This is a genomic window from Bradyrhizobium sp. LCT2, assembly GCF_009931255.1.
GTDB lineage: Bacteria > Pseudomonadota > Alphaproteobacteria > Rhizobiales > Xanthobacteraceae > Bradyrhizobium > Bradyrhizobium diazoefficiens.
The window spans coordinates 7737510-7758241 of the sequence record NZ_CP034432.1 but is presented as its reverse complement, the minus strand read 5'-3'; the positions used below and the strand labels follow the sequence as shown (position 1 = coordinate 7758241).

Annotated in this window: 15 protein-coding genes; 10 read left to right on the top strand and 5 right to left on the bottom strand. The window is 64.9% G+C overall.

All coding sequences use genetic code 11. The features are described from left to right. The first annotated feature begins 30 nt into the window (after nt 1-30). From EI171_RS36665 to ybaK, 6 genes are all read left to right on the top strand, one after another. Nucleotides 31-294: a sulfurtransferase TusA family protein gene (locus tag EI171_RS36665; protein ID WP_028174267.1), complete on the top strand. Its 264-nt coding sequence runs from the start codon at nt 31-33 to the stop codon at nt 292-294. Between the two features lie 318 nt (nt 295-612). Continuing rightward, complete coding sequence (locus EI171_RS36660; protein ID WP_161536175.1) at nt 613-2268, top strand: OFA family MFS transporter; 1656 nt, start codon at nt 613-615, stop codon at nt 2266-2268. Between the two features lie 92 nt (nt 2269-2360). Then, the gene (locus tag EI171_RS36655; protein ID WP_011085103.1) at nt 2361-2642 is read left to right on the top strand and encodes a hypothetical protein; all 282 of its coding nucleotides are present in this window, start codon (nt 2361-2363) and stop codon (nt 2640-2642) included. A gap of 154 nt (nt 2643-2796) precedes the next feature. Further along, nucleotides 2797-4500 carry an NADH-ubiquinone oxidoreductase-F iron-sulfur binding region domain-containing protein gene (locus tag EI171_RS36650; RefSeq protein ID WP_028174269.1) on the top strand — a complete coding sequence of 568 codons (1704 nt, stop codon included), beginning with the start codon at nt 2797-2799 and terminating at the stop codon, nt 4498-4500. Next, nucleotides 4497-7265: a formate dehydrogenase subunit alpha gene (fdhF, locus tag EI171_RS36645; RefSeq protein ID WP_161536174.1), complete on the top strand. Its 2769-nt coding sequence runs from the start codon at nt 4497-4499 to the stop codon at nt 7263-7265. Before EI171_RS36650 ends, fdhF begins: the two co-directional genes overlap by 4 nt. A gap of 181 nt (nt 7266-7446) precedes the next feature. Then, nucleotides 7447-7920, top strand: a complete 474-nt coding sequence (ybaK, locus tag EI171_RS36640; protein WP_060910758.1) for a Cys-tRNA(Pro) deacylase — start codon at nt 7447-7449, stop codon at nt 7918-7920. A 10-nt stretch (nt 7921-7930) separates the two neighbouring features. On the opposite strand, the gene EI171_RS36635 is transcribed toward ybaK, so the two are convergent. Beyond that, complete coding sequence (locus tag EI171_RS36635; RefSeq protein ID WP_161536173.1) at nt 7931-8611, bottom strand: GntR family transcriptional regulator; 681 nt, start codon at nt 8609-8611, stop codon at nt 7931-7933. Nucleotides 8612-8765: 154 nt separating this feature from the next. On the opposite strand from EI171_RS36635, the gene tcuA reads away from it, so the two are divergent. The 3 genes from tcuA to tcuB are packed head-to-tail and all read left to right on the top strand — an operon-like array spanning nt 8766 to nt 12321. After that, nucleotides 8766-10157: an FAD-dependent tricarballylate dehydrogenase TcuA gene (gene tcuA, locus EI171_RS36630; protein ID WP_161536172.1), complete on the top strand. Its 1392-nt coding sequence runs from the start codon at nt 8766-8768 to the stop codon at nt 10155-10157. A gap of 30 nt (nt 10158-10187) precedes the next feature. Next, on the top strand, nt 10188-11216 hold the full coding sequence (locus EI171_RS36625; RefSeq protein WP_161536171.1) for an esterase: 1029 nt from the start codon (nt 10188-10190) through the stop codon (nt 11214-11216). Between the two features lie 4 nt (nt 11217-11220). Beyond that, nucleotides 11221-12321, top strand: a complete 1101-nt coding sequence (gene tcuB, locus EI171_RS36620) for a tricarballylate utilization 4Fe-4S protein TcuB (RefSeq protein ID WP_161536170.1) — start codon at nt 11221-11223, stop codon at nt 12319-12321. Nucleotides 12322-12325: 4 nt separating this feature from the next. Here the strand turns inward: tcuB and EI171_RS36615 are convergent, their stop codons facing one another. Together EI171_RS36615 and EI171_RS36610 are read right to left on the bottom strand one after the other, a co-directional pair. Then, nucleotides 12326-13000, bottom strand: a complete 675-nt coding sequence (locus EI171_RS36615) for an alpha/beta fold hydrolase (RefSeq protein ID WP_161536169.1) — start codon at nt 12998-13000, stop codon at nt 12326-12328. A 4-nt stretch (nt 13001-13004) separates the two neighbouring features. After that, entirely contained in the window at nt 13005-16409 is a 3405-nt protein-coding gene (locus EI171_RS36610; protein WP_161536168.1) for an acyl-[ACP]--phospholipid O-acyltransferase, read from the bottom strand. A 673-nt stretch (nt 16410-17082) separates the two neighbouring features. Between EI171_RS36610 and EI171_RS36600 the strand changes: the two genes are divergently transcribed. Continuing rightward, nucleotides 17083-17706 (top strand): TetR/AcrR family transcriptional regulator, encoded by a 624-nt coding sequence (locus EI171_RS36600; protein WP_161537147.1) that lies wholly within the window; start codon nt 17083-17085, stop codon nt 17704-17706. 11 nt (nt 17707-17717) lie between these two features. On the opposite strand, the gene EI171_RS36595 is transcribed toward EI171_RS36600, so the two are convergent. Together EI171_RS36595 and pncB are read right to left on the bottom strand one after the other, a co-directional pair. Continuing rightward, nucleotides 17718-19025, bottom strand: coding sequence for a GGDEF domain-containing protein (locus tag EI171_RS36595; RefSeq protein ID WP_011085114.1), 1308 nt, complete (start codon nt 19023-19025; stop codon nt 17718-17720). A gap of 237 nt (nt 19026-19262) precedes the next feature. Further along, complete coding sequence (gene pncB, locus EI171_RS36590; protein ID WP_011085115.1) at nt 19263-20567, bottom strand: nicotinate phosphoribosyltransferase; 1305 nt, start codon at nt 20565-20567, stop codon at nt 19263-19265. Nucleotides 20568-20732: the final 165 nt, after the last annotated feature.

Genomic DNA, 20732 nt, shown 5'->3' with positions numbered 1-20732 from the left:
GCCATTGATCGGTCCCGCCATGTTGCGCCCATGACCAGAACCACGCTCGATCTCACCGGGCTGAAATGCCCGCTGCCCGCCCTGAAGACACGCAAGGCGCTCAAACCGTTGCAGCCGGGCGATCAGCTCGAGGTGTACTGCACCGATCCGCTGTCGGTGATCGACATTCCGAATCTGATTCGCGAGACCGGCGACACGGTGGAGATTACCGAGCGCAACGACGCGCGCATCGTGTTCTTGATAGAAAAGGCAAATGGTCCGATAGGCAACACCAATGGTGCGCTGCGTTCCTGACGCGTTACCGCGTTGATACCGACCTTTTGTCTATCGACATCGATCATGGCTTCTGCCCAAATTGACTTTCTCCGTGCGGGCGCGGAGGTTGAGTGTTGTCTGCGGTACGCGGATCAACGGGCCAAACACGAAGCCTGCACGTGGTATCGGGCATAGAGCCCCGCTCGAGGGGTTAACTTTTCGGAGGCGCGTGACCGATCCTGGCGCGCGCCGGATGATGATGCGGGGCAGCGGGGGACAGCTGGCTGCACCGTGAATGGCTGAGGATCAGGATCTTAGCGGCAGGCTGCTCAGAAGGGCGGCTTAGGGGAGGACTGTATGTCTACTATTGAGAGCGCTGGAACGATATCGGGCGCCGGCTCTGGCTTTCTTGATCGTGAGCGGACGATTGCGACCGCCGGCTTCAATCGCTGGCTGGTGCCGCCTGCGGCGCTGTGCATCCATCTCTGCATCGGCATGGCCTACGGCTTCTCGGTGTTCTGGCTGCCACTGTCGCGCGCGATCGGGTTGAACGCGCCGAAGGCGTGCCCCGACATCTCGCTGTTCCAGGAGTTGTTCTCCACCACCTGCGACTGGAAAGTCGCGAGCCTGGGCTGGATGTACACGCTGTTCTTCGTGCTGCTCGGCGTTTCGGCCGCGATCTGGGGCGGCTGGCTCGAGCGGGTCGGTCCGCGCAAGGCCGGCTTCGTTGCCGCGTTGTGCTGGTGCGGCGGCCTGTTTCTCGGCGCGATCGGCATCTACACCCACCAACTCTGGTTGATGTGGCTGGGCTCGGGCGTGATCGGCGGCATCGGTCTCGGCCTTGGCTATATCTCACCGGTGTCGACGCTGGTGAAGTGGTTCCCCGACCGCCGCGGCATGGCGACCGGCATGGCCATCATGGGCTTCGGCGGCGGCGCCATGATCGGCGCGCCGCTGGCGAACCTCTTGATGAACTACTTCAAGACCCCGACTTCGGTCGGCGTCTGGGAGACCTTCGTCGCGATGGGCGTCATCTACTTCGTGTTCATGATGATCGGCGCGTTCCGTTATCGCTTGCCGCCGCCCGGCTGGCAGCCCGAAGGCTGGACCCCGCCGTCCAAGGCCAACGCGATGATCTCGAAGAACAACGTTCATCTCAATGACGCACACAAGACGCCGCAGTTCTGGCTGATCTGGTGGGTGCTCTGCCTGAACGTGTCGGCGGGTATCGGCGTGATCGGCATGGCCTCGCCCATGCTGCAGGAGATCTTCGCCGGCAAGCTGATCGGCCTGCCGGACGTCGGCTTCAACGCGCTCGATGCCGGGCAGAAGGCGCAGATCGCCGCGATCGCCGCGGGCTTCGCCGGATTGCTGTCGCTGTTCAACATCGGCGGCCGCTTCTTCTGGGCATCGCTGTCGGACAAGATCGGACGCAAGAACACCTACTACACCTTCTTCATCCTCGGCATCGTGCTCTATGCACTGGCGCCGACCTTTGCGGCGATGGGCTCGAAGCTGCTCTTCGTGCTCGGCTTCGGCATCATCCTGTCGATGTATGGCGGGGGCTTTGCGACCGTGCCGGCCTATCTCGCCGACATGTTCGGCACGCAGTTCGTGGGCGCCATCCACGGCCGGCTGCTGACGGCATGGTCCACCGCGGGCATCATCGGCCCCGTCGTGGTCAACTACATCCGCGAGTTCCAGCTCGCGGCGGGCGTGCCGCGCGATCAGCTCTACAACACCACCATGTACATCCTGTGCGCGATGCTGATCGCGGGCCTGATCTGCAACTACCTGATCAAGCCGGTCGATCCGAAGTGGCACATGAAGGAGGCCGATGTCGCCAAGTTGCAGGCGGCGAGCGCCAGCGCCGCCGCAGCCGGACCGCACGGCTCTTACGGCATCGGGTTTGGCGGGCTTGACGCCAAGGCGGCGCTGTTCTGGGCCTTCGTCGGCATTCCCCTGCTCTGGGGTGTGTGGAAGACGCTGGAGAGCGCGGTCAAGATATTCTGATCGCCATCAAGACAGCCGCGGGATGCTCATCATCGGTGTCCCGCGGCGTTCGCCTTTCAGACATCATCAAGACTGGTACTTAGGGGATTTAAATGCTTCGCACCCGAATTTGCCTTGCGGCCGTGTTGCTGGTCGCTGGCCTTCATGCCGCGTCCGCGCAAACCGCGGCGGCGCCTGCCACCACGGCACCGGCCGCGACGACGGAGGCCAAGCCGGGCAAGATCAAGCTTACCATGCAGAAGCTGAAGGACATGAAGGCGAAGTGGTCCGCCAACAAGCCGAAGCTCAAGGCCTGCCGCGCCGACGTGAAGTCCAAGGGCCTCGCCGGCGACGATCGCTGGTTCTACATCGAGGAGTGCATGAACAAGACCTGAGGTCGGGTTCCACCAACAGTTCGAGGCAAGGGGCGTGGGGCTTGTTGGCCCCGTGCCCCTTAAATGCTTATCGGAATGGATGAATTCTCTTGGCATCTGGTATGCCAACGGCTAGACTTGGACGTGTTTTAAAGAAGGTTTACGAGACTCATCGATGAGCCATGACGTGCACGAGGTCCGCTCGTTCGAACATCCGGGCGAGGGGCGGAAGCGAGCCAAGGCCACGCCCAAGGGGCGGCAGGTCGATCCCACCGCCGCACACGAGATCGAGCAGCTGCTCGGCGATCGCCCGCGGCGGCGCGACCTCCTGATCGAATATCTCCACCTGATCCAGGACAAATATCACCAGATCTCGGCGGCGCATCTTGCGGCCCTCGCCGACGAGATGAAGCTCGCCTTCGCCGAGGTGTTCGAGACCGCGACCTTCTACGCGCATTTCGACATCGTGAAGGAAGGTGAGCCTGATATCGCGCCGCTGACGATCCGCGTCTGCGATTCGTTGACCTGTGAGATGCTCGGCGGTGGGCAGCTGTTGCAGGATCTCCAGCGCAGCGCCGGTCCCGGCATCCGCGTCGTACGCGCGCCCTGTGTCGGATTGTGCGACGCGGCCCCGGTCGCGGAAGTCGGCCATCATTTCGTGCATCAGGCTACGGCCGCCGAGGTGCTGGCCACGGCAGCGCGCGGCGACGTTCACGCGCACATTCCTGCTTATGTCGACTACGACGCCTATGTGAAGGACGGCGGATACAAGCTGCTGGAGCGGCTGCGCTCCGGGGCGGTCAGCAAGGACGATATCCTCAGGCTTCTCGAGGATTCCAGCCTGCGTGGTCTCGGCGGCGCGGGCTTCCCGACGGGACGCAAATGGCGCGCGGTGCTTGGCGAGCCCGGCCCGCGGCTGATGGCGGTCAACGGCGACGAGGGCGAGCCGGGCACCTTCAAGGACCGCGTCTACCTCAACAACGACCCGCATCGCTTCCTCGAGGGCACCCTGATCGGTGCGCATATCGTTGAGGCGTCCGACGTCTACATCTACATCCGCGACGAATATCCGGCCGCACGCGAGATCCTGGAGCGCGAGATCGCAAAGCTGCCGCCGGGCGGCCCGACGTTGCACATGCGCCGCGGCGCCGGCGCCTACATCTGCGGCGAGGAATCTTCGCTGCTCGAGAGCATCGAGGGCAAGCGCGGCCTGCCCCGGCACAAGCCGCCTTATCCGTTCCAGGTCGGCCTGTTCGGACTGCCGACGCTGATCAACAACGTCGAGACGCTGTGGTGGGTGCGCGACATCGTCGAGAAGGGCGCCGACTGGTGGAAGGGCCACGGCCGCCACGAGCGTCATGGCCTGCGCAGCTTCTCGGTCTCCGGCCGCGTGAAGAATCCCGGCATGAAGCTCGCGCCGTCAGGCATCACCGTGCGCGAGTTGATCGACGAATATTGCGGCGGCATGGCCGACGGCCACACCTTCTACGCCTACCTGCCGGGCGGCGCCTCGGGCGGCATCCTGCCGGCGTCGATGGACGACATCCCGCTCGATTTCGGCACGCTGGAGAAATACGGCTGCTTCATCGGCTCGGCCGCGATCGTGATCCTGTCGCAGAAGGACAGCGTGCGAGCCGCGGCTCTGAACCTGATGAAGTTCTTCGAGGACGAGAGCTGCGGCCAGTGCACGCCGTGCCGCGTTGGAACCCAGAAGGCGGCGCTGCTGATGCAGAAGCCGGTCTGGAACCGCGCGTTGCTGGAAGAATTGAGCCAGGCGATGCGCGATGCCTCGATCTGCGGGCTCGGACAGGCGGCATCGAATCCGCTTACCACCGTGATCAAATATTTCCCTGACGAGTTCAAGGAAGCGGCCGAATGACGAAGATTACGTTCGAGCTCGACGGTAAGCAGGTCGAGGCCAGTCCCGGCGAGACCATCTGGCAAGTCGCAAAACGCCAGGGCCGCGAGATCCCGCATCTCTGCTACTCGCCGGCGCCCGACTATCGTCCCGACGGCAATTGCCGCGCCTGCATGGTCGAGATCGAGGGCGAGCGCGTGCTGGCTGCCTCGTGCAAGCGCACGCCGTCGGTCGGCATGAAGGTGAAGACCGAGTCCGCGCGTGCGGTTTCCGCGCAGAAGATGGTGATGGAGCTGCTCGTCGCCGACCAGCCGGCGCGCGAAACCTCGCACGATCCGGACTCGAAGTTCTGGCACTGGGCCGAGACCACCGGCGTCACCGAGAGCCGCTTTCCCGCCGCCGAGCGCTGGGCGACCGACGCGAGCCATCCGGCGATGCGCGTCAATCTCGATGCCTGCATCCAGTGCGGCCTGTGCGTGCGCGCCTGCCGCGAGGTCCAGGTCAACGACGTCATCGGCATGGCCTACCGCAGCCATGGCTCGAAGATCGTGTTCGACTTCGACGATCCCATGGGCGAGTCCACCTGCGTTGCCTGCGGCGAATGCGTGCAGGCCTGCCCAACCGGCGCGTTGATGCCGGCCGTGATGCTCGACGAGAACCAGACCCGCGTGTCTTATGCGGACAAGAAGGTGGATTCGCTCTGCCCGTTCTGCGGCGTCGGCTGTCAGGTCACGTACGAGGTCAAGGACGAGAAGGTGATCTATGCCGAGGGCCGTGATGGCCCCGCCAATCACAACCGTCTCTGTGTGAAGGGCCGCTTCGGCTTCGACTACATCCACCATCCGCACCGCCTGACCAAGCCGCTGGTGCGGCTGCCTAATGCGAAGAAGGATGCCAACGACCAGGTCGATCCGGCCAATCCCTTCACCCATTTCCGCGAAGCGAGCTGGGAAGAGGCGCTCGACATCGCCGCCAAGGGGCTCGTCAAGATCCGCGACACGAACGGCGCGAAGGCGCTCGCCGGCTTCGGCTCGGCCAAGGGCTCGAACGAAGAGGCCTATCTGTTCCAGAAGCTGGTGCGCACCGGTTTCGGCTCCAACAATGTCGACCACTGCACCCGGCTGTGCCACGCCTCGTCGGTGGCGGCGCTGTTCGAAGGTCTCAGCTCTGGCGCCGTGTCGGCGCCGTTCTCCGCGGCGATGGACGCCGAGGTCATCATCGTGATCGGGGCGAACCCGACTGTGAACCATCCGGTCGCCGCGACCTTCATCAAGAACGCGGTCAAGCAGAACGGCGCCAAGCTGTTCGTGATGGACCCGCGCCGGCAGACGCTGTCGCGCCATGCGACCAAGCATCTGCAGTTCAAGCCCGGCTCCGACGTCGCCATGCTGAACGCGATGATCAACACGATCATCACTGAAGGCCTGACCGACGACCAGTACATCGCCGGCTACACCGAGGGTTTTGAGGACCTCAAGGAGAAGATCAAGGAATTCACGCCGGAGAAGATGGAGGCGATCTGCGGCGTCCCGGCGCAAACGCTGCGCGAGGTTGCGCGCACCTATGCGCGGGCAAAATCGTCGATCATCTTCTGGGGCATGGGCATCAGCCAGCACGTCCACGGCACCGACAATGCGCGCTGCCTGATCGCGCTCGCGCTGATCACCGGCCAGGTCGGCCGCCCCGGCACCGGCCTGCATCCGCTGCGCGGCCAGAACAACGTGCAGGGCGCCTCCGATGCCGGCCTGATCCCGATGTTCCTGCCGGATTACCAGCCGGTCGGCCGCGACGACTTGCGCGGGGCCTTCGAGAAGCTGTGGCAGCAGGATCTCGATCCCGTGCGCGGCCTCACGGTGGTCGAGATCATGAACGCGATCCATGCCGGCGAGATCAAGGGCATGTATATCGAGGGCGAAAACCCCGCGATGTCGGACCCCGATCTCCAGCACGCGCGCCACGCGCTCGCCATGCTCGACCATCTTGTGGTGCAGGACCTCTTCGTGACCGAGACCGCGTTCCACGCCGACGTGATCCTGCCGGCCTCGGCCTTCGCCGAGAAGGAGGGCTCCTTCACCAACACCGATCGCCGCGTGCAGCTCGCGCGCCAGGTGATCAAGCCGCCGGGCGATGCGCGGCAGGATCTCTGGATCATCCAGGAGATCGGCAAGCGCATGGGCCTGCCGTGGAATTACGCCGGCGCCGGCGATGTCTACACCGAGATGGCAGAGCTCATGCCGTCGCTCAAGAACATCAGCTGGGAACGGCTGGTGCGCGAAGGTGCCGTCACCTATCCGGCAGACGATCCGAACAAGCCGGGCAACGAGATCATCTTCACCACGGGCTTCCCGACCGCGAGCGGCCGCGGCAAGATCGTGCCGGCGAAGGTCATCCCGCCGGATGAATTGCCCGACGCCGAATATCCGATGGTGCTCTCGACCGGCCGTGTGCTGGAGCATTGGCACACCGGCTCGATGACCCGGCGCGCCCAGGTGCTCGACCAGATCGAGCCGGAGGCGGTCGCCTTCATGAGCCCGAAGGACATGCACAAGAAGCAGCTCGCGCCTGGCGATTTCATTCGCCTGGAGACCCGCCGCGGCGCCGTCGAGGTCAAGGTCCGCTCCGACCGCGATGTGCCGGAGAACATGGTGTTCATGCCGTTCTGCTACGCGGAGGCGGCGGCGAACCTCCTGACCAACCCGGCGCTCGATCCGTTCGGCAAGATCCCGGAATTCAAGTTCTGCGCGGCCAGAGCCGAACGCGTGGAGATGCGGGACGCTGCGGAGTAAGGGCGGCCAGGACCCATACCGCGGAATCTATCGAGCGCGGACGGTGGCAATACCGAACGACGAGTCTTCGCCAAACTGCTCCCTGGGGTAATGGGTCCTGGCTTTCGCCAGGACGACCCGGGGAGAGTTTGCGCCGTACTCGTCCCTTCGATATTCGCAATGACGGTGGTAAACGTGACCCATGTCCAAAGTCACTCCCGCCACACGCGCGCTCGCGGCCGCCGGTGTAGCCTTCACCGTCCACGCTTACGACTATGATCCCGATGCCGAGAGCATCGGGCTCCAGGCGGCGTCCGCCCTCGGTGAGGATCCGGCGCGCGTGTTGAAGACGCTGATGGCGCTCGTCGACGGCAAGCCGGTCTGCGTGATCGTGCCGTCCGACCAGGAGGTCTCGATGAAGAAGCTCGCCGCTGCCGTGGGCGGCAAGTCGGCGCAGATGATGAAGCCGCCGGAAGCCGAGCGCGTCACTGGCTTCAAGGTCGGCGGCATCAGCCCGTTCGGGCAGCGCAAGCCCGTGCGCACGGTGATCGAGCAGAGCGCGCTCGCGCATGACTACGTCTATCTCAATGGCGGCCAGCGCGGCTTGCAGGTGCGGCTCAAGCCCGCCGACGTCCGGGATGTCTCGAAGGCGGTCGCCGCGGATGTGCTGGCGTGAGCGCAGCGCTCTACTGCTTCTGCAACAATTTGAGCCGGCAGCGCAGCGCCTCGCGGATGTGTGCGCGCGCAAGCCGTTCGGCCCTGTCGCCGTCGCGTGCGGCGATGGCGTCGATGATGGCCTGGTGCTCGCCGTGGCTGGTCGTGGGGCGTCCCGTCACCGTGAAGGTGGTCGGGCCGAGCAGGGCGATCCAGTCCTGTAGTTCGCGGGAGGCGTTGTCGAGATAGCGGTTGCGCGCGGCGCGGCAGATCGCCTCGTGGAAGGCGCGGTTGAGCCGCGCCATCTCGATCGCGTCGGTCGCGGACGCCTCGACAAAGGTCTGCTCGATGTCCTTGAGTGCGTCGATTTCGGTCGCCGAGGCGTGCTCGGCGGCGAGGCGCGCGGCGGCGCCTTCCATGATCTCGCGCATGGCGTAAAGCTCGAGCACCTCCGAGATATCGAGGTTGCGGACGATCAGGCCGCGGCCGCCGGCGGGCTCGACGAAGCCGCGCGCCGCGAGGCGGCCCAGCGCTTCGCGAACCGGCGTGCGACTGACCTTCAGCCGCTGCGCCACTTCCTCCTCGCGCAGGCGATCGCCCGCGCGGTAGCTGCCGGCCTGGAGCGCCTCGCAGAGTGAGCGGAACACCGCTTCGCCCAGCGCGACGCCCGCGCCGCGCGCGATCGATCCTGCCTTTGCCGGGCGTCGCGTCATGTATCCTCGAAGCGCCAGGCGCATCCTGCCCATGCAGAGATGCGGCTTGCGGCTTCTGTATATCTTTGTATACAAAAGTACGCAATGGCAAACCGGTTGACCGAGGCCGCCGGCGGGCAGAATGTCTCCAACTTCGTCGCATCGGGCAGACGACATGAGCAGCAAATACGACGTGCTGGTGATCGGCGGCGGCAACGCGGCGCTGTGTGCGGCGATCGCGGCGCGTCGTGGCGGCGCCTCGGTGCTCGTGCTTGAAGGCGCGCCAAAATTCTATCGCGGCGGCAACACCCGCCACACCCGCAACATGCGCTGCGCCCATGACGCCGCCACCGAAATCCTCACCGGCCCCTACACCGAGGAGGAATTCTGGAAGGATCTGCTGCTGGTCACCGGCGGGCAGACCGACGAGGAACTTGCGCGCCACATGATCCGGGAGTCCAAGGACATCCTGAACTGGATCGTGGAGCAGGGCGTGCGCTGGCAGCCCTCGCTCGGCGGCACGCTGAGCCTCGGCCGCACCAACTCCTTCTTTCTCGGCGGCGGCCGCGCGATGCTGAATGCGCTCTACCTCACCGCCGAGCGGCTCGGCGTCGATGTCGAATACGATGCCGAGGTCACGGACCTGGTGATCGAGGACGGCATGTTCCTGGCCGCCCGCCTCAAGCGGCCGATCAAGGGCGAGACCGAGATCCGCGCGACGTCGCTGGTCGCCGCGGCCGGCGGGTTCGAGGCCAACATCGAATGGCTGAAGCAGTATTGGGGCGAGGCGGCTGACAACTTCCTGATCCGCGGCACGCCCTATAACCGCGGCTCGATCCTGAAAATGCTGCTCGACAAGGGCGTGCAGGAGGTCGGCGATCCCACCCAGTGCCACGCGGTGGCGATCGACGCCCGCGCGCCGAAATTCGACGGCGGCATCATCACGCGTCATGACTCGGTCGTGTTCGGCATCGTCGTCAACAAGCACGCCCAGCGCTTCTATGACGAGGGCGAGGACATCTGGCCGAAGCGCTATGCGATCTGGGGCCGGCTGGTCGCGGCGCAGCCCGATCAGATTGCCTATATCATCTTCGATTCCACCGTCGTTACCTCGTTCATGCCGACGCTGTTCCCGCCGATCGCCGGGCAGACGGTCGCGGAGCTTGCCAGCAAGCTCGAGCTCGATCCGGCCGCGCTGGAAACGACCATCACGGAGTTCAACGCCGCGGTGAGGCCCGGCACGTTCGACCACACCATCCTGGACGACTGCCGCACGGAGGGCATCACGCCGCAGAAGACGCATTGGGCGCGGCGGATCGAGACGCCGCCCTATCTCGCCTATCCGGTGCGGCCCGGCATCACCTTCACCTATCTCGGCACGCGCGTGACCAAGGAAGCGCGGATGCTGATGGCTGACGGCAAGCCATCAGGCAACATGTTCGCGGCCGGCGAGATCATGGCCGGCAACGTGCTCGGCAAGGGTTATGCGGCGGGCATTGGCATGACCATCGGCAGCGTGTTCGGGCGGATCGCAGGGCGGGAAGCGGCACGCCATGCGAAGAACTAGGGACCAAGAAGAAAGGTGATGGGAGAAACCATGTCGCGTATTGTCATTGCCTCGATCACGGCGCTGCTGATCGTCGGCCACGCCCGCGCCGCCGAGCCGATCACCCTGCGCGACATGGGGTCGTTCCATGTCGGCGGGCGTCTTGTCGAAATCTCCGGCAAGCCGGTGAAGGAGGTCGTGTTCGCGCCTGGCGGCGTGCCGGCCAACGTCGATCCCAATGGCACGTATCAGGTCGAGCAGATGTACGTGCAGTATTTCCTGCCGGCCAACGAGAAGGGGGCTTATCCGCTGCTGATGTGGCACGGCGGCGGACTGACCGGCGTCACCTACGAAACCACGCCTGACGGACGCGAAGGCTGGCTGAATTATTTTCTGCGCAAGGGATGGGCGGTCTACAATTCCGACGCGGTGGAGCGCGGGCGCGCAGGCTGGGCGCAATATCCTGATATCTTCAAGAGCGAGCCTGTCTTCCTCACCACGGCCAATCCGTTCGAGCGTTTCCGTATCGGTGATGGGCCAAACTCCTACGATCCCGATCCCGCCAAGCGAAAGGTGCTGCCGGGCAACCAGTTTCCGGTCGAGGGCTACCAGAATTTCGTCAAGCAGAACGTACCGCGCTGGACCACGACCGATGATGCGACCATCGCCGCCTATATCGCCGAGCTCGATCGCGTCGGCCCCTCGGTGATCCTGTTCCACAGCCAAGCCGGCAGCTTCGGCTTCAAGGTGGCGCAAGCCCGGCCTGACAAGGTCAAGGCGCTGATTGCGATCGAGCCGGCCGGCATCGGTGACCCCGCCAGGGCGGATGTGCTGAAGAACATTCCGACCCTCATCATCTACGGCGACTATATCGAGCGCGATTCGCGCTGGCCCAAGATCCGCGCCAACGGCATCGCCTTTGCGGACGCCATCAAGGCGGCCGGGGGCAACGTCGACATCGTCGACCTCCCACAGGCTGGCATCAAGGGCAATTCGCATATGGTGATGATGGACAAGAACAACCTCGAGGTCGCGGCCCTGATCCAGAAATGGCTCGAGGGCAAAGGCCTGACGAAGTAGAGCCATGCACGGAACCCAAATTCTGGACGAAGCCGACCGCCTGATGACGGTCTGCAATTCCTGCCGCTACTGCGAGGGTCTTTGCGCGGTATTTCCCGCCATGGAGATGCGCCGCGCCTTCTCCGACGGCGATCTCAATTATCTCGCCAACCTCTGCCATTCCTGTGGCGCCTGCTACGTCGATTGCCAGTTCTCGCCGCCGCACGAATTCGACGTCAACGTCCCGAAGACGCTCGCGGTCGCGCGCGCGGAGTCTTATGCGGCCTACGCCTGGCCGCGGGCGTTGTCCGGCGCCTTCGCGCGCAATGGTCTCGTGATCAGCATCGTCGCTGCGCTCAGCATGGCCGCCTTTATCTTCGGCTTTGCTGCGCTGAACGATCGCAGCGTGCTGTTCGGTGTCCATACCGGGCCTGGGGCGTTCTACAAACTGATGCCGCACAACGCGATGGCTGCGTTGTTCAGCGCGGCACTCCTCTATGCCATCCTTGCACTTGTCATGAGCGTGCGTGCCTTCTGGCGCGATATCGGCACGCCGATCGGCGGCAGAGCGGACGGCGGCTCGATTTTCCAGGCGATCCGCGATGCCGGCGAGCTGCGCTATCTCCATGGTGGCGGCGTTGGCTGCTACAACGAGGACGACAAGCCGACCGACCGGCGCAAGCTCTATCACCACCTGACGTTCTACGGCTTCCTGCTGTGCTTTGCCGCGACGTCCGTCGCCACGCTGTATCACTATCTCCTCGGACGCGAGGCGCCGTATCCGTGGTGGGATCTGCCCGTCGTGCTCGGCGCGCTCGGCGGCATCGGCCTCATCGTCGGGCCGATCGGCCTGTACGTCGCGAAATTGCGCAGGGCGCCGGAACTGCTGGACGAGAACAGCTACGGCATGGATGTCGGCTTCATCGCCATGCTGTTCCTGACCGGTCTCACCGGCATGCTGCTTCTGCTCCTGCGCGAGACCGCGGCCATGGGGCCGTTGTTGGCGCTGCATCTCGGCGCCGTGTTTGCGCTGTTCATCACCATGCCCTACGGCAAGTTCGTGCACGGCATCTATCGCTTCGCGGCGCTGGTTCGTTATGCACAGGAACGGCGGACGGCGCCGTGACCCGTTACCTCGGCCGAAAATGGCCGTTGCGCAGAAAAGCGATCGTCTGCGCGATCGCGGCGGCGTGACGCGGCAGCCCGGTGTGGGACGCCTTCACGACGACATGGTCGGTCATGCCGGCCAGCATCGCGCTCTGCACCGACACCCGTCCGTCATTGGGCTTCGGGAGAACGAAGAGGCCGGCGACGGGATCGATGAAGCGGTTTCCCGCGATCACGCCGACCGGATAGTCGATGGCGGGAAGGGCATTCGGCGTGGTCGCGGGCGTGGTGGTGAGCTCGAGGCCGGCTGGCCCGTAGAATGCGCGGTAGGGCAGCAATCCCTGCAGGAGATCAGCGACCTCGCTGCCGCTGTTCGGCGTGCCCAGCATCACGACGCGGGCAAGCCGGGCCGGGCGGTGTCGTGCGATATAAGCGCGCGCGACGAGGCCGCCCATCGAATGCGCAACGAAATGCAGCGGCGCGTCACGTTCGGCGAAACGGGCGATCGCCGGATGAATGTCGTCTGCGATGGCCGCGATCGGCTTGCTGCGGCTGGAATAGTCGATGTTGAGCGTCGTGAACCCGCTCGCCCGCAGCGCCCGTTCCAGCTTCGTCAGGGACGCCGAGGTCCGCGCGATGCCGTGAAGCAGAACAACTCCGGGGCATCGCGCGTCGCCTGGTTCAGGCGCCTCCTGCATCTCGTTACGCCACCTCGCGCTCCGGCGCGGACGCCTGCTCGCGGGCCATCGTCGTTGCCGTGACATAGTCGGTCTTGCCGGTGCCGAGCAGCGGCACCTTGTCGACCACCATGATCGCGGCGGGCACTGTCAGCTCGGACGCGCCGATCGCCTTGGCCTGGCTCTGCATCGCGCTGCGCTCGGCGGTCTTCTCCGTCGTCAGCAGCACGATGCGCTCGCCCTTGCGCTGGTCGGGGATCGACACGGCGACCGAGCCGGCCTGCGGCCACAGCGTCGCCGCGATGCTTTCGACCGCGGACAGCGAGACCATCTCGCCTGCGATCTTGGCAAAGCGCTTGGCGCGGCCCTTGATGGTGATAAAGCCGGCCGGGTCGATGGCGACGATGTCGCCGGTGTCGTGCCAGCCTTCCGCGAGCACTTCGAGCACGCCGGGATTTTCGGCCCTGAGGTAGCCGAGCATCACGTTCGGTCCGCGCACGGAGAGGCGGCCGCCGACCTCGATGCCGGGGACCGGATCGAGGCGGCTTTCCATCAGCGGCGACAGGCGGCCGACGGTGCCGGGACGGTTGGCCATCGGCGTGTTCATCGCCAGCACCGGCGCCGTCTCGGTGACACCATAGCCCTCGAGGATGCGGATGCCGTAGCGCTCCATGAACACCTGCCGGGTGCGGTCCTTGACCGCCTCGGCGCCGGCGATCACCAGACGCAGGGTGCGGAAGTCGTAGGCATGCGCCGAGCGCGCATAGCCGGTGAGGAACGTGTCGGTGCCGAACAGGATCGTGGCGCCGGTCTGGTAGATCAGCTCGGGCACGATCCGGTAGTGCAGCGGGGACGGGTACATGTAGATCGGAATGCCCGCGAGCAGCGGCATCATCATTCCGCCTGTCAGCCCGAAGGAGTGGAACACCGGCAGCACGTTGAACACCTTGTCATTGGCGTTGGCATCGACCCGCGCCAGCGCCTGCGCCGCGTTGGCGAGGATGTTGCGGTGGGACAGCACCACGCCCTTGGGCGTGCCTTCCGAACCCGAGGTGAACAGCACGACGGCCGGATCGTTCGCCTGGCGTGCGACACGCGGCGCGGTGCCTGCGAGCAGGCCCTTGATCTTGTCGGCCACACCGATCGAGGCGCGGACGTCCTCGAGATAGACCACGCGCGCCTCCGCGGAGATTGCGGCCATCAGCTTGTCGAGCTTGCCCTTCTCGATGAAGGCTTTCGAAGTCAGTACGGTCTTGACCTGCGCGGCCTTCATGGCGGCGAGGACGTTGACCGGACCGGCCGAGAAGTTGAGCATCGCCGGCACGCGGCCGATGTTCTGCAGGGCCATGAAGACGACGGCGACGCCCGCGGAGTTCGGCAGCAGCACGCCGACATTCTCGCCGACGGCGGTGCCGTCTTCCAGCTTCCGGCTCAGGACCTGCGCGCCCAGGATCAGCTTGCGATAGGTCAGCTTGGTGCCGAGCGCGTCCTCGACGATGACCTTTCCGGTGTCGCGGTCGCGATAGGCGTGTCCGAGCGCTTCGAACAGCGAGTGATCGAGCATGGCGTTCTTGACCAGAGCGTCGATCATCACGTCCTGGAGCGCTGCACCCGCGGCGTTGCGGCGTGCCTTGCCCTTCAGCGCCGGATCGACCGGAAGCTTGACCGGCGGCAGGATCGTGACCGTCACCCGCGGAAACCACGAGCGCTTGATCTGGCTGCTGTTGAGGTAGCTGAGATGCGAGCGCTGCGCGCCTTCGATGCGGACGGGCACGACCACGGCGTCGGCCTTGTCCGCGATCATCGCGGTGCCGTCATAAACCTTCATCAGCGAGCCGGAGACGGTGATGCGTCCTTCCGGAAAGATGACCACCGGCTCGCCGGCGGCAACCAGCTTGATCAGGTCGCGCGCGGCCAGCGGCTTGGTCGGGTCCATGGTGTAATGCTTCACCACCCGCAGGAACGGCTTGGCCCACCAGGCCTTGGCGATGCCGGTATCGACCGCGAAACTCGCGTCGATCGGCAGCACGGCGTGCAGCAGCGGGCCGTCGATCAGGCTGACATGGTTCGGCGCGATCAGCATGCGCGTGCCGGATGGCGGCAGGTTCTCGAGGCCGCGGATCTCGGTGCGGAACAGTGCGCGGAACAGCAACCCGCCGAAATCGCGCACGCCTTCCTTGCCCCATTTCGTCAGCACGAACCACACCGCGCCGAAGCTGGCGACGCCAAGGCCGAAGAAGATCCAGCCGACATGGAGGCCTGCGGCCTGCAGCAGCGCGACGAACAGCGAGCCGACCACCATGAAGGCAGCCTGTAGCACATTGCCGGCCGCGATGATGCGGGCGCGCTCGGAGGGGACCGACCAGGCCTGGACTGCGGCGAAGGAGGGGACGACGAACAGGCCGCCGCCGAATGCGAAGGCGACGAAGTCGATCAGCATGCGCAGGCCCGCGAACGAGGTTGCGAAGTCGAGCGCGGTGATGTCGTGACCCTTGGTGGTCACGCCAATGGCCCAGGCGAGATCGAGGCCGGCAAACCCCATGATGATGGCGCCGATCGGCACCAGGGCGAGGTTCGGGCGAACGTGGCTCAGTTGCGCCGCGAACAGCGAGCCGATGGCGATGCCGATCGCGAAGATCGCAAGACACAGCGTCACCACGCCTTCGGTGCCGCCGACGACCTCCTTGACCAGCGCCGGCAGCAGCGACAGCACGATGGCGCCGACCAGCCAGAACCAGGAGACGATCACGGTCCCGTCCCACAGACGGTGGTCGGCGTGCAGCGTCTTCAGTAAGCCGAGCGTCGAGGTCCAGGGATTGGCATCGACGGGCAGATCGGGCGCGGAGGGCGTGGTCTGCGGAATGCGGGAAGCGAAAGCCCAGGACAGCAGAGCCAGCACCACCACGGCGGATGCGACCCAGCCCATATGGGCGGAGCCGGCCACGAACTGGCCGCCGGCGACGGTGCCGAGCAGGATGGCCATGAAGGTCGCGCCTTCGACCAGCGCATTGCCGGTCGCGAGCTCGCCGAGCTCGAGCTGGTCCGGCAGCATGGAATATTTCACGGGGCCGAACAGGGCGGCGATGATGCCGAACAGCGCGAGCGCTGCGAACAGCAGCGGCACCGAGTGCAGGAAGAAGCCGGCGGCGGCAAAGCCCGCGGCGAAGATCTCGGTGAATTTGAGTCGCCTTGCGACGACGGATTTGACGTATTTGTCGGCGAGCTGTCCGCCGAGCCCGGACAGGATGAAATAGGGGAAGATGAAGACGGCGCCTGCCACCGTCACCAGCGCGTCGCCGTGGCCGGTCGCGGCACTGTAAAGCAGGATGATGACGAGTGCGTTCTTGAGCACGTTGTCATTGAGCGCCGAGAAGAACTGCGCCCAGAACAGCGGCGCGAAGCGGCGTGACGACATCAATTCCCTGATCATGACTAGTCCTGTTTTGGAAAGGCAGCCTGAGGTTGCTTCGTGGGCGGTGAAAGCGTCACGACCGGAAGGGAATGGGACGAACGATTGCAGAGTGACGATGGTCGTCGGCCTGCTCTGTCCCCTCGATCCCTCCGATCCTGTTGGTCTCCAAATGGTCTCGTTAGGTTCGCAAATTTCCGGTTGCGGCCGCGTCGGCTTTGGACGGAAGGGCCGCGCTGACCCGGATATGCGACGGGCCGTGAGCAAAAACTGAACCGCACCGGCAAGGCCCGCGACATCGGCCGCGAATGTCGGAAAATGGTAAGTCCTTCATTGCGGCCTTTTCTTGCATTCGAACCGCTTCGCGGCGGGTGCCTCAGGTGAGGTGAGCGAGGTGGCGAAAGGGGGAGAAGCGACCAAGCAGGCTGAACCTGCGGCCTTCGCGACGGGCGCGGCCACGGTTGGCGCGCCACATCCGGAAGGTCGCGCGACGCTCAGCGAGCACGCCGGCAATGTCGCAGGCATTGGCGATGCGATCGATCGGCGCCATCACGAGCTTGAGGGCGGCCCGGCCAAGACCGGTCACGAGGGCTGCGGCGTCGTCGACGAAGGTGGTGGCAATATCAACAGCGAGGGTTTGCATTTTGCAGGTCTCCGGGTTAATTTGAACAATGTTCACATGAGTAGCTTGAAAATGAACAATGTTCAAGAAGAATCGCTGCGCGACCAAAAAAAAGTTCGGCGACGGCTCCTGATCCTGGAGATCGCCCGCACCATAATTTCTTCTAAGGGTTTGAGATCATTGAAGGTTCGTGACGTCGCCGAAGCCGCCGGCTGCTCGGTCGGCAGCGTCTATAACGAGTTCGGCGACTTCGACGGGGTGATCCTGACCGTCAATCGGGAGACCGTTCAGGCGCTCACATCGCGGCTTTCGGGGGTTCCGGCCGGGGATCCGGTCGGCCAGCTCTACGGGCTTGCCGAGGCCTATCTCGAATTCTTTGCGGAGCACGCCAATTTGCTGCGTTCGCTGTTCGAGCATCGGATGGAGGACGATCGCCCCTATCCGGACGACATCCTTCAGATGGTGATGGACGCCTTCGCGCTGATGCACCCGCCGCTGGTGCGGCTGCTGCCGGAAGCGGATGACGTGAAGATCGCGCTGTTGTCGCGCACCCTGTTCTCCGCGGTGCACGGCATCATCTCACTCGGTCTCGAGGAGCGCATGGTGGCCGTGCCGCCCCAGTTGCTGCGCCAGCAGGTGGAGCAGTTCCTCGACGCGCACCTTGCGGGCCTCGGGATTCTGCCTTTGCGCCGATAGGGCGGGCGGCCTCAAGCGCGGGCCGCTTCGCGTGGCCGTGCTGCAACGAGGACGACGTCGGCCCGCACACCGTCGACCTGAACCCGATTGCGTCCCTTTTCCTTGGCGCGATAGCAGGCGGCATCCGCGCGCCGCATCGCGTCCTCGAGCGTGGTGTCGCGGTCGGTGATGCAGGTGATGCCGATGCTGGCGGTCACTGCAAAGCAGCGATCGTCCCAGGCGAAGCTGAACAGCTCGAGCGCTCGTCGCAGCCGTTCGGCGATGTCCGTTGCGTCGAACGGCGAGCACCGCGGCAGGATCAGGCCGAATTCGTCGCCGCCGAGCCGGGCCACCAGATCATGCGGGCGCCGGTCCTGTTGCAGGAGGCGCGAGACCTGGCAGAGCAGGCGGTCGCCCGCAAGATGGCCGCAGCTGTCGTTGACGTTCTTGAACTGGTCGAGGTCGAGCAGGATCAGGCCCAGCGAGCCTGCCGCGATATTGTCGAGCTCGCCTTGCAGGCGCGCCTCGAAGGCGCGGCGGTTGGCAAGGCCCGTCAGCCAGTCGTGCGACGCCTGCCAGGCCAGGCGCTCCTTCTCGGCATGCAGGGCATCCTCGAACGCCTGTCGTTGCAGCACCAATCGCCGCGTGTGCCAGATCAGCAGCAGGATCAGCGTCACGGCGGTGAGGATGTTGATGCTGGTCAGCGTCAATTTGATCGCGCGGGAGCCTTCGCCGAGGACGGTGGAGAAGCGGTTGGCATGCACCGTGAACTGGGTGTTGAGCTCAGAGAGCCGCGACGACAGGAATCGCAGGCGGCCGCTGTCCTGAACAGGGCCCTTCTCCAGCTCGGACCGGATGACCTCGCCGAACACGCTCAGCTCCAGCAGCATCGGATCGGTGGCCGCCCACTCGCGGATCGCTTCCTGGAGGAAGCTGACGCGGTTGAAATAGCGAAACAGCCAGATCAATCCCGGAACGTCATCGGGATGGTTGCCGCCTTGCAGGAAGCCGATGCGGGCGGCTTCGACGTCGACGGGATCTCGCTCGAGCGCCCAGCGTGCGAACTCGTCGCCGATCGGAACGGCGAGCGAGGCCTGGTATTGCGCGAACTGGCTCGGTTCGCCCGAATGCAAATAGCTATTGAGGAAATAGACGGCGTTCTTCTGCGAGCGCGACCACAGCGCTTCGCCCGCGACATAGGCGCGGACCGATGACATCACCTCGAGGCTGAATCCCGCAATCGCCGCCTGAAGCACGACGACCATCACGAAAGGCGAGACGAGCTTGATGACATGAAGGAAGCTGTGTCCCTTCGTCGACGCCGATGTCCTGCGAAACACCCTTAGTTCCCCAAATCGATCAACAACCCCAGCGGAGCGTTGCGCCTGCAACGTCAAGTAGAAGGGATGGTTGCTTAACTCGACCTGAAAGACGCGGGGGACTGCGCCGTAGGGTGAAGGCGTCGTGACGTGGATGCGCGCAGATCGCTTCAAATACTGAGGAAGCGGAACTGGCGCGGTATTGGCGAACCAATGCCGCGCATTCGTGGCGTGCGGTTTACCCGATCGAGAGAATTGCTAGACCAGCACCGGCTTGCGCACGCGGCCGACGTCGCCGAACACGCGCAGGTAACGCTCGATCTCCGAGGGGAGGCCGGTTGCCTTCTCCGGATTGTCGGAGAGCTTGACCGCCGGATGGCCGTCGACCGACGACACCTTGCAGACCAGCGAGATCGGATCGAGATTGAACGAGCCGTCCGGGGCGCAGCCGACGAAGTCGTTGGTGAGGTTGGTGCCCCAGCCGAAAGAGAGCCGCACGCGGCCGGTGAAGTGGTGATAGGTCTCCTCGATCGAGCCGACGTCCATCGCGTCGGAAAAGACGAGCAGCTTGTCCCTGGGGTTGCGGCCCTTCTTCTCCCACCAGGCGATGATCTCCTCGCCGGCCTGGATTGGCGGCGCGCTGTCGGGGCGGAAGCCGGTCCAGTCGGCGACCCATTCCGGCGCATCGCGCAGGAACGCTTTCGTACCGAAGGCGTCGGGCAGTGCGATCAGGAGGTTGCCGCCGTAGGTCTGACGCCACTGGTCGAGAATGCGATAGGGCGCCCAGCGCAACTCCTCGTCGTCCTTGGCGAGCCCGGCCGCGACCATCGGCAGCTCGTGCGCGTTGGTGCCGATGGCCTCGAGGTCGTTGTCCATCGCGAGCAGCACGTTGGAGGTGCCGATGAAGGAGGGGCCGAGGCCTTCCTTCACCGCCTCGACGCACCAGCGCTGCCAGAGAAAGCCGTGACGCCGGCGGGTGCCGAAGTCGGAGAGCCTCAGGTTCTCGAGCTTGCGCAGCCGCTCGACCTTGGTCCACAGCTTGGCCTTGGCGCGGGCGTAGAGCACGTCGAGCTCGAAGCGGCCGCGGCCCTTGATCGCCGCGCGCGAGCGCAGCTCGTTGAGAATCGCGAGCGCCGGAATCTCCCACATCGTGGTGTGGGTCCACGGCCCGTGGAAGTGCAATTCGTACTGCCCCTCGACCTTGCGCAGCTCGTATTCGGGCAGGCGGAATTCGGCCAGCCAGCGGATGAAATCCGCCGAGAACATGTGGGTCTTGCCGTAGAAGGTGTTACCGGCGAGCCAGATCAGCTCCTTCTTGGTGAAGCGGATGGTGCGGGCGTGGTCGAGCTGGGCGCGCAGCTCGCCCTCGTCGATGATCTCGGCGAGCCGCACATGGCGCGAGCGGTTGATGACCGAGAAGGTCACCTGCTGATTCGAGTAATCTTCCCGAATCATCTGTAACATCAATAGCTTATAAAAGTCGGTATCGAGCAGGCTGCGGATGATGGGATCCAGCCGCCAGCTGTGATTGTAGGTCCGGCTCGCAATATCGGTCACTGTCATGGCCGAATTCTAGCGTGGCGGTCCGCGCGCAACCAGTGGGTTTGGCGAAGGGCGGCCTGAATTTGGGAAAGGCCTGTTGGAAGGCTGCCTCCCGTCACCGCCGGCCCGTACCGGAAGATGGCTTCGGCCTGATCCGGCAACGACGCCGAACATCCTGATATCGAG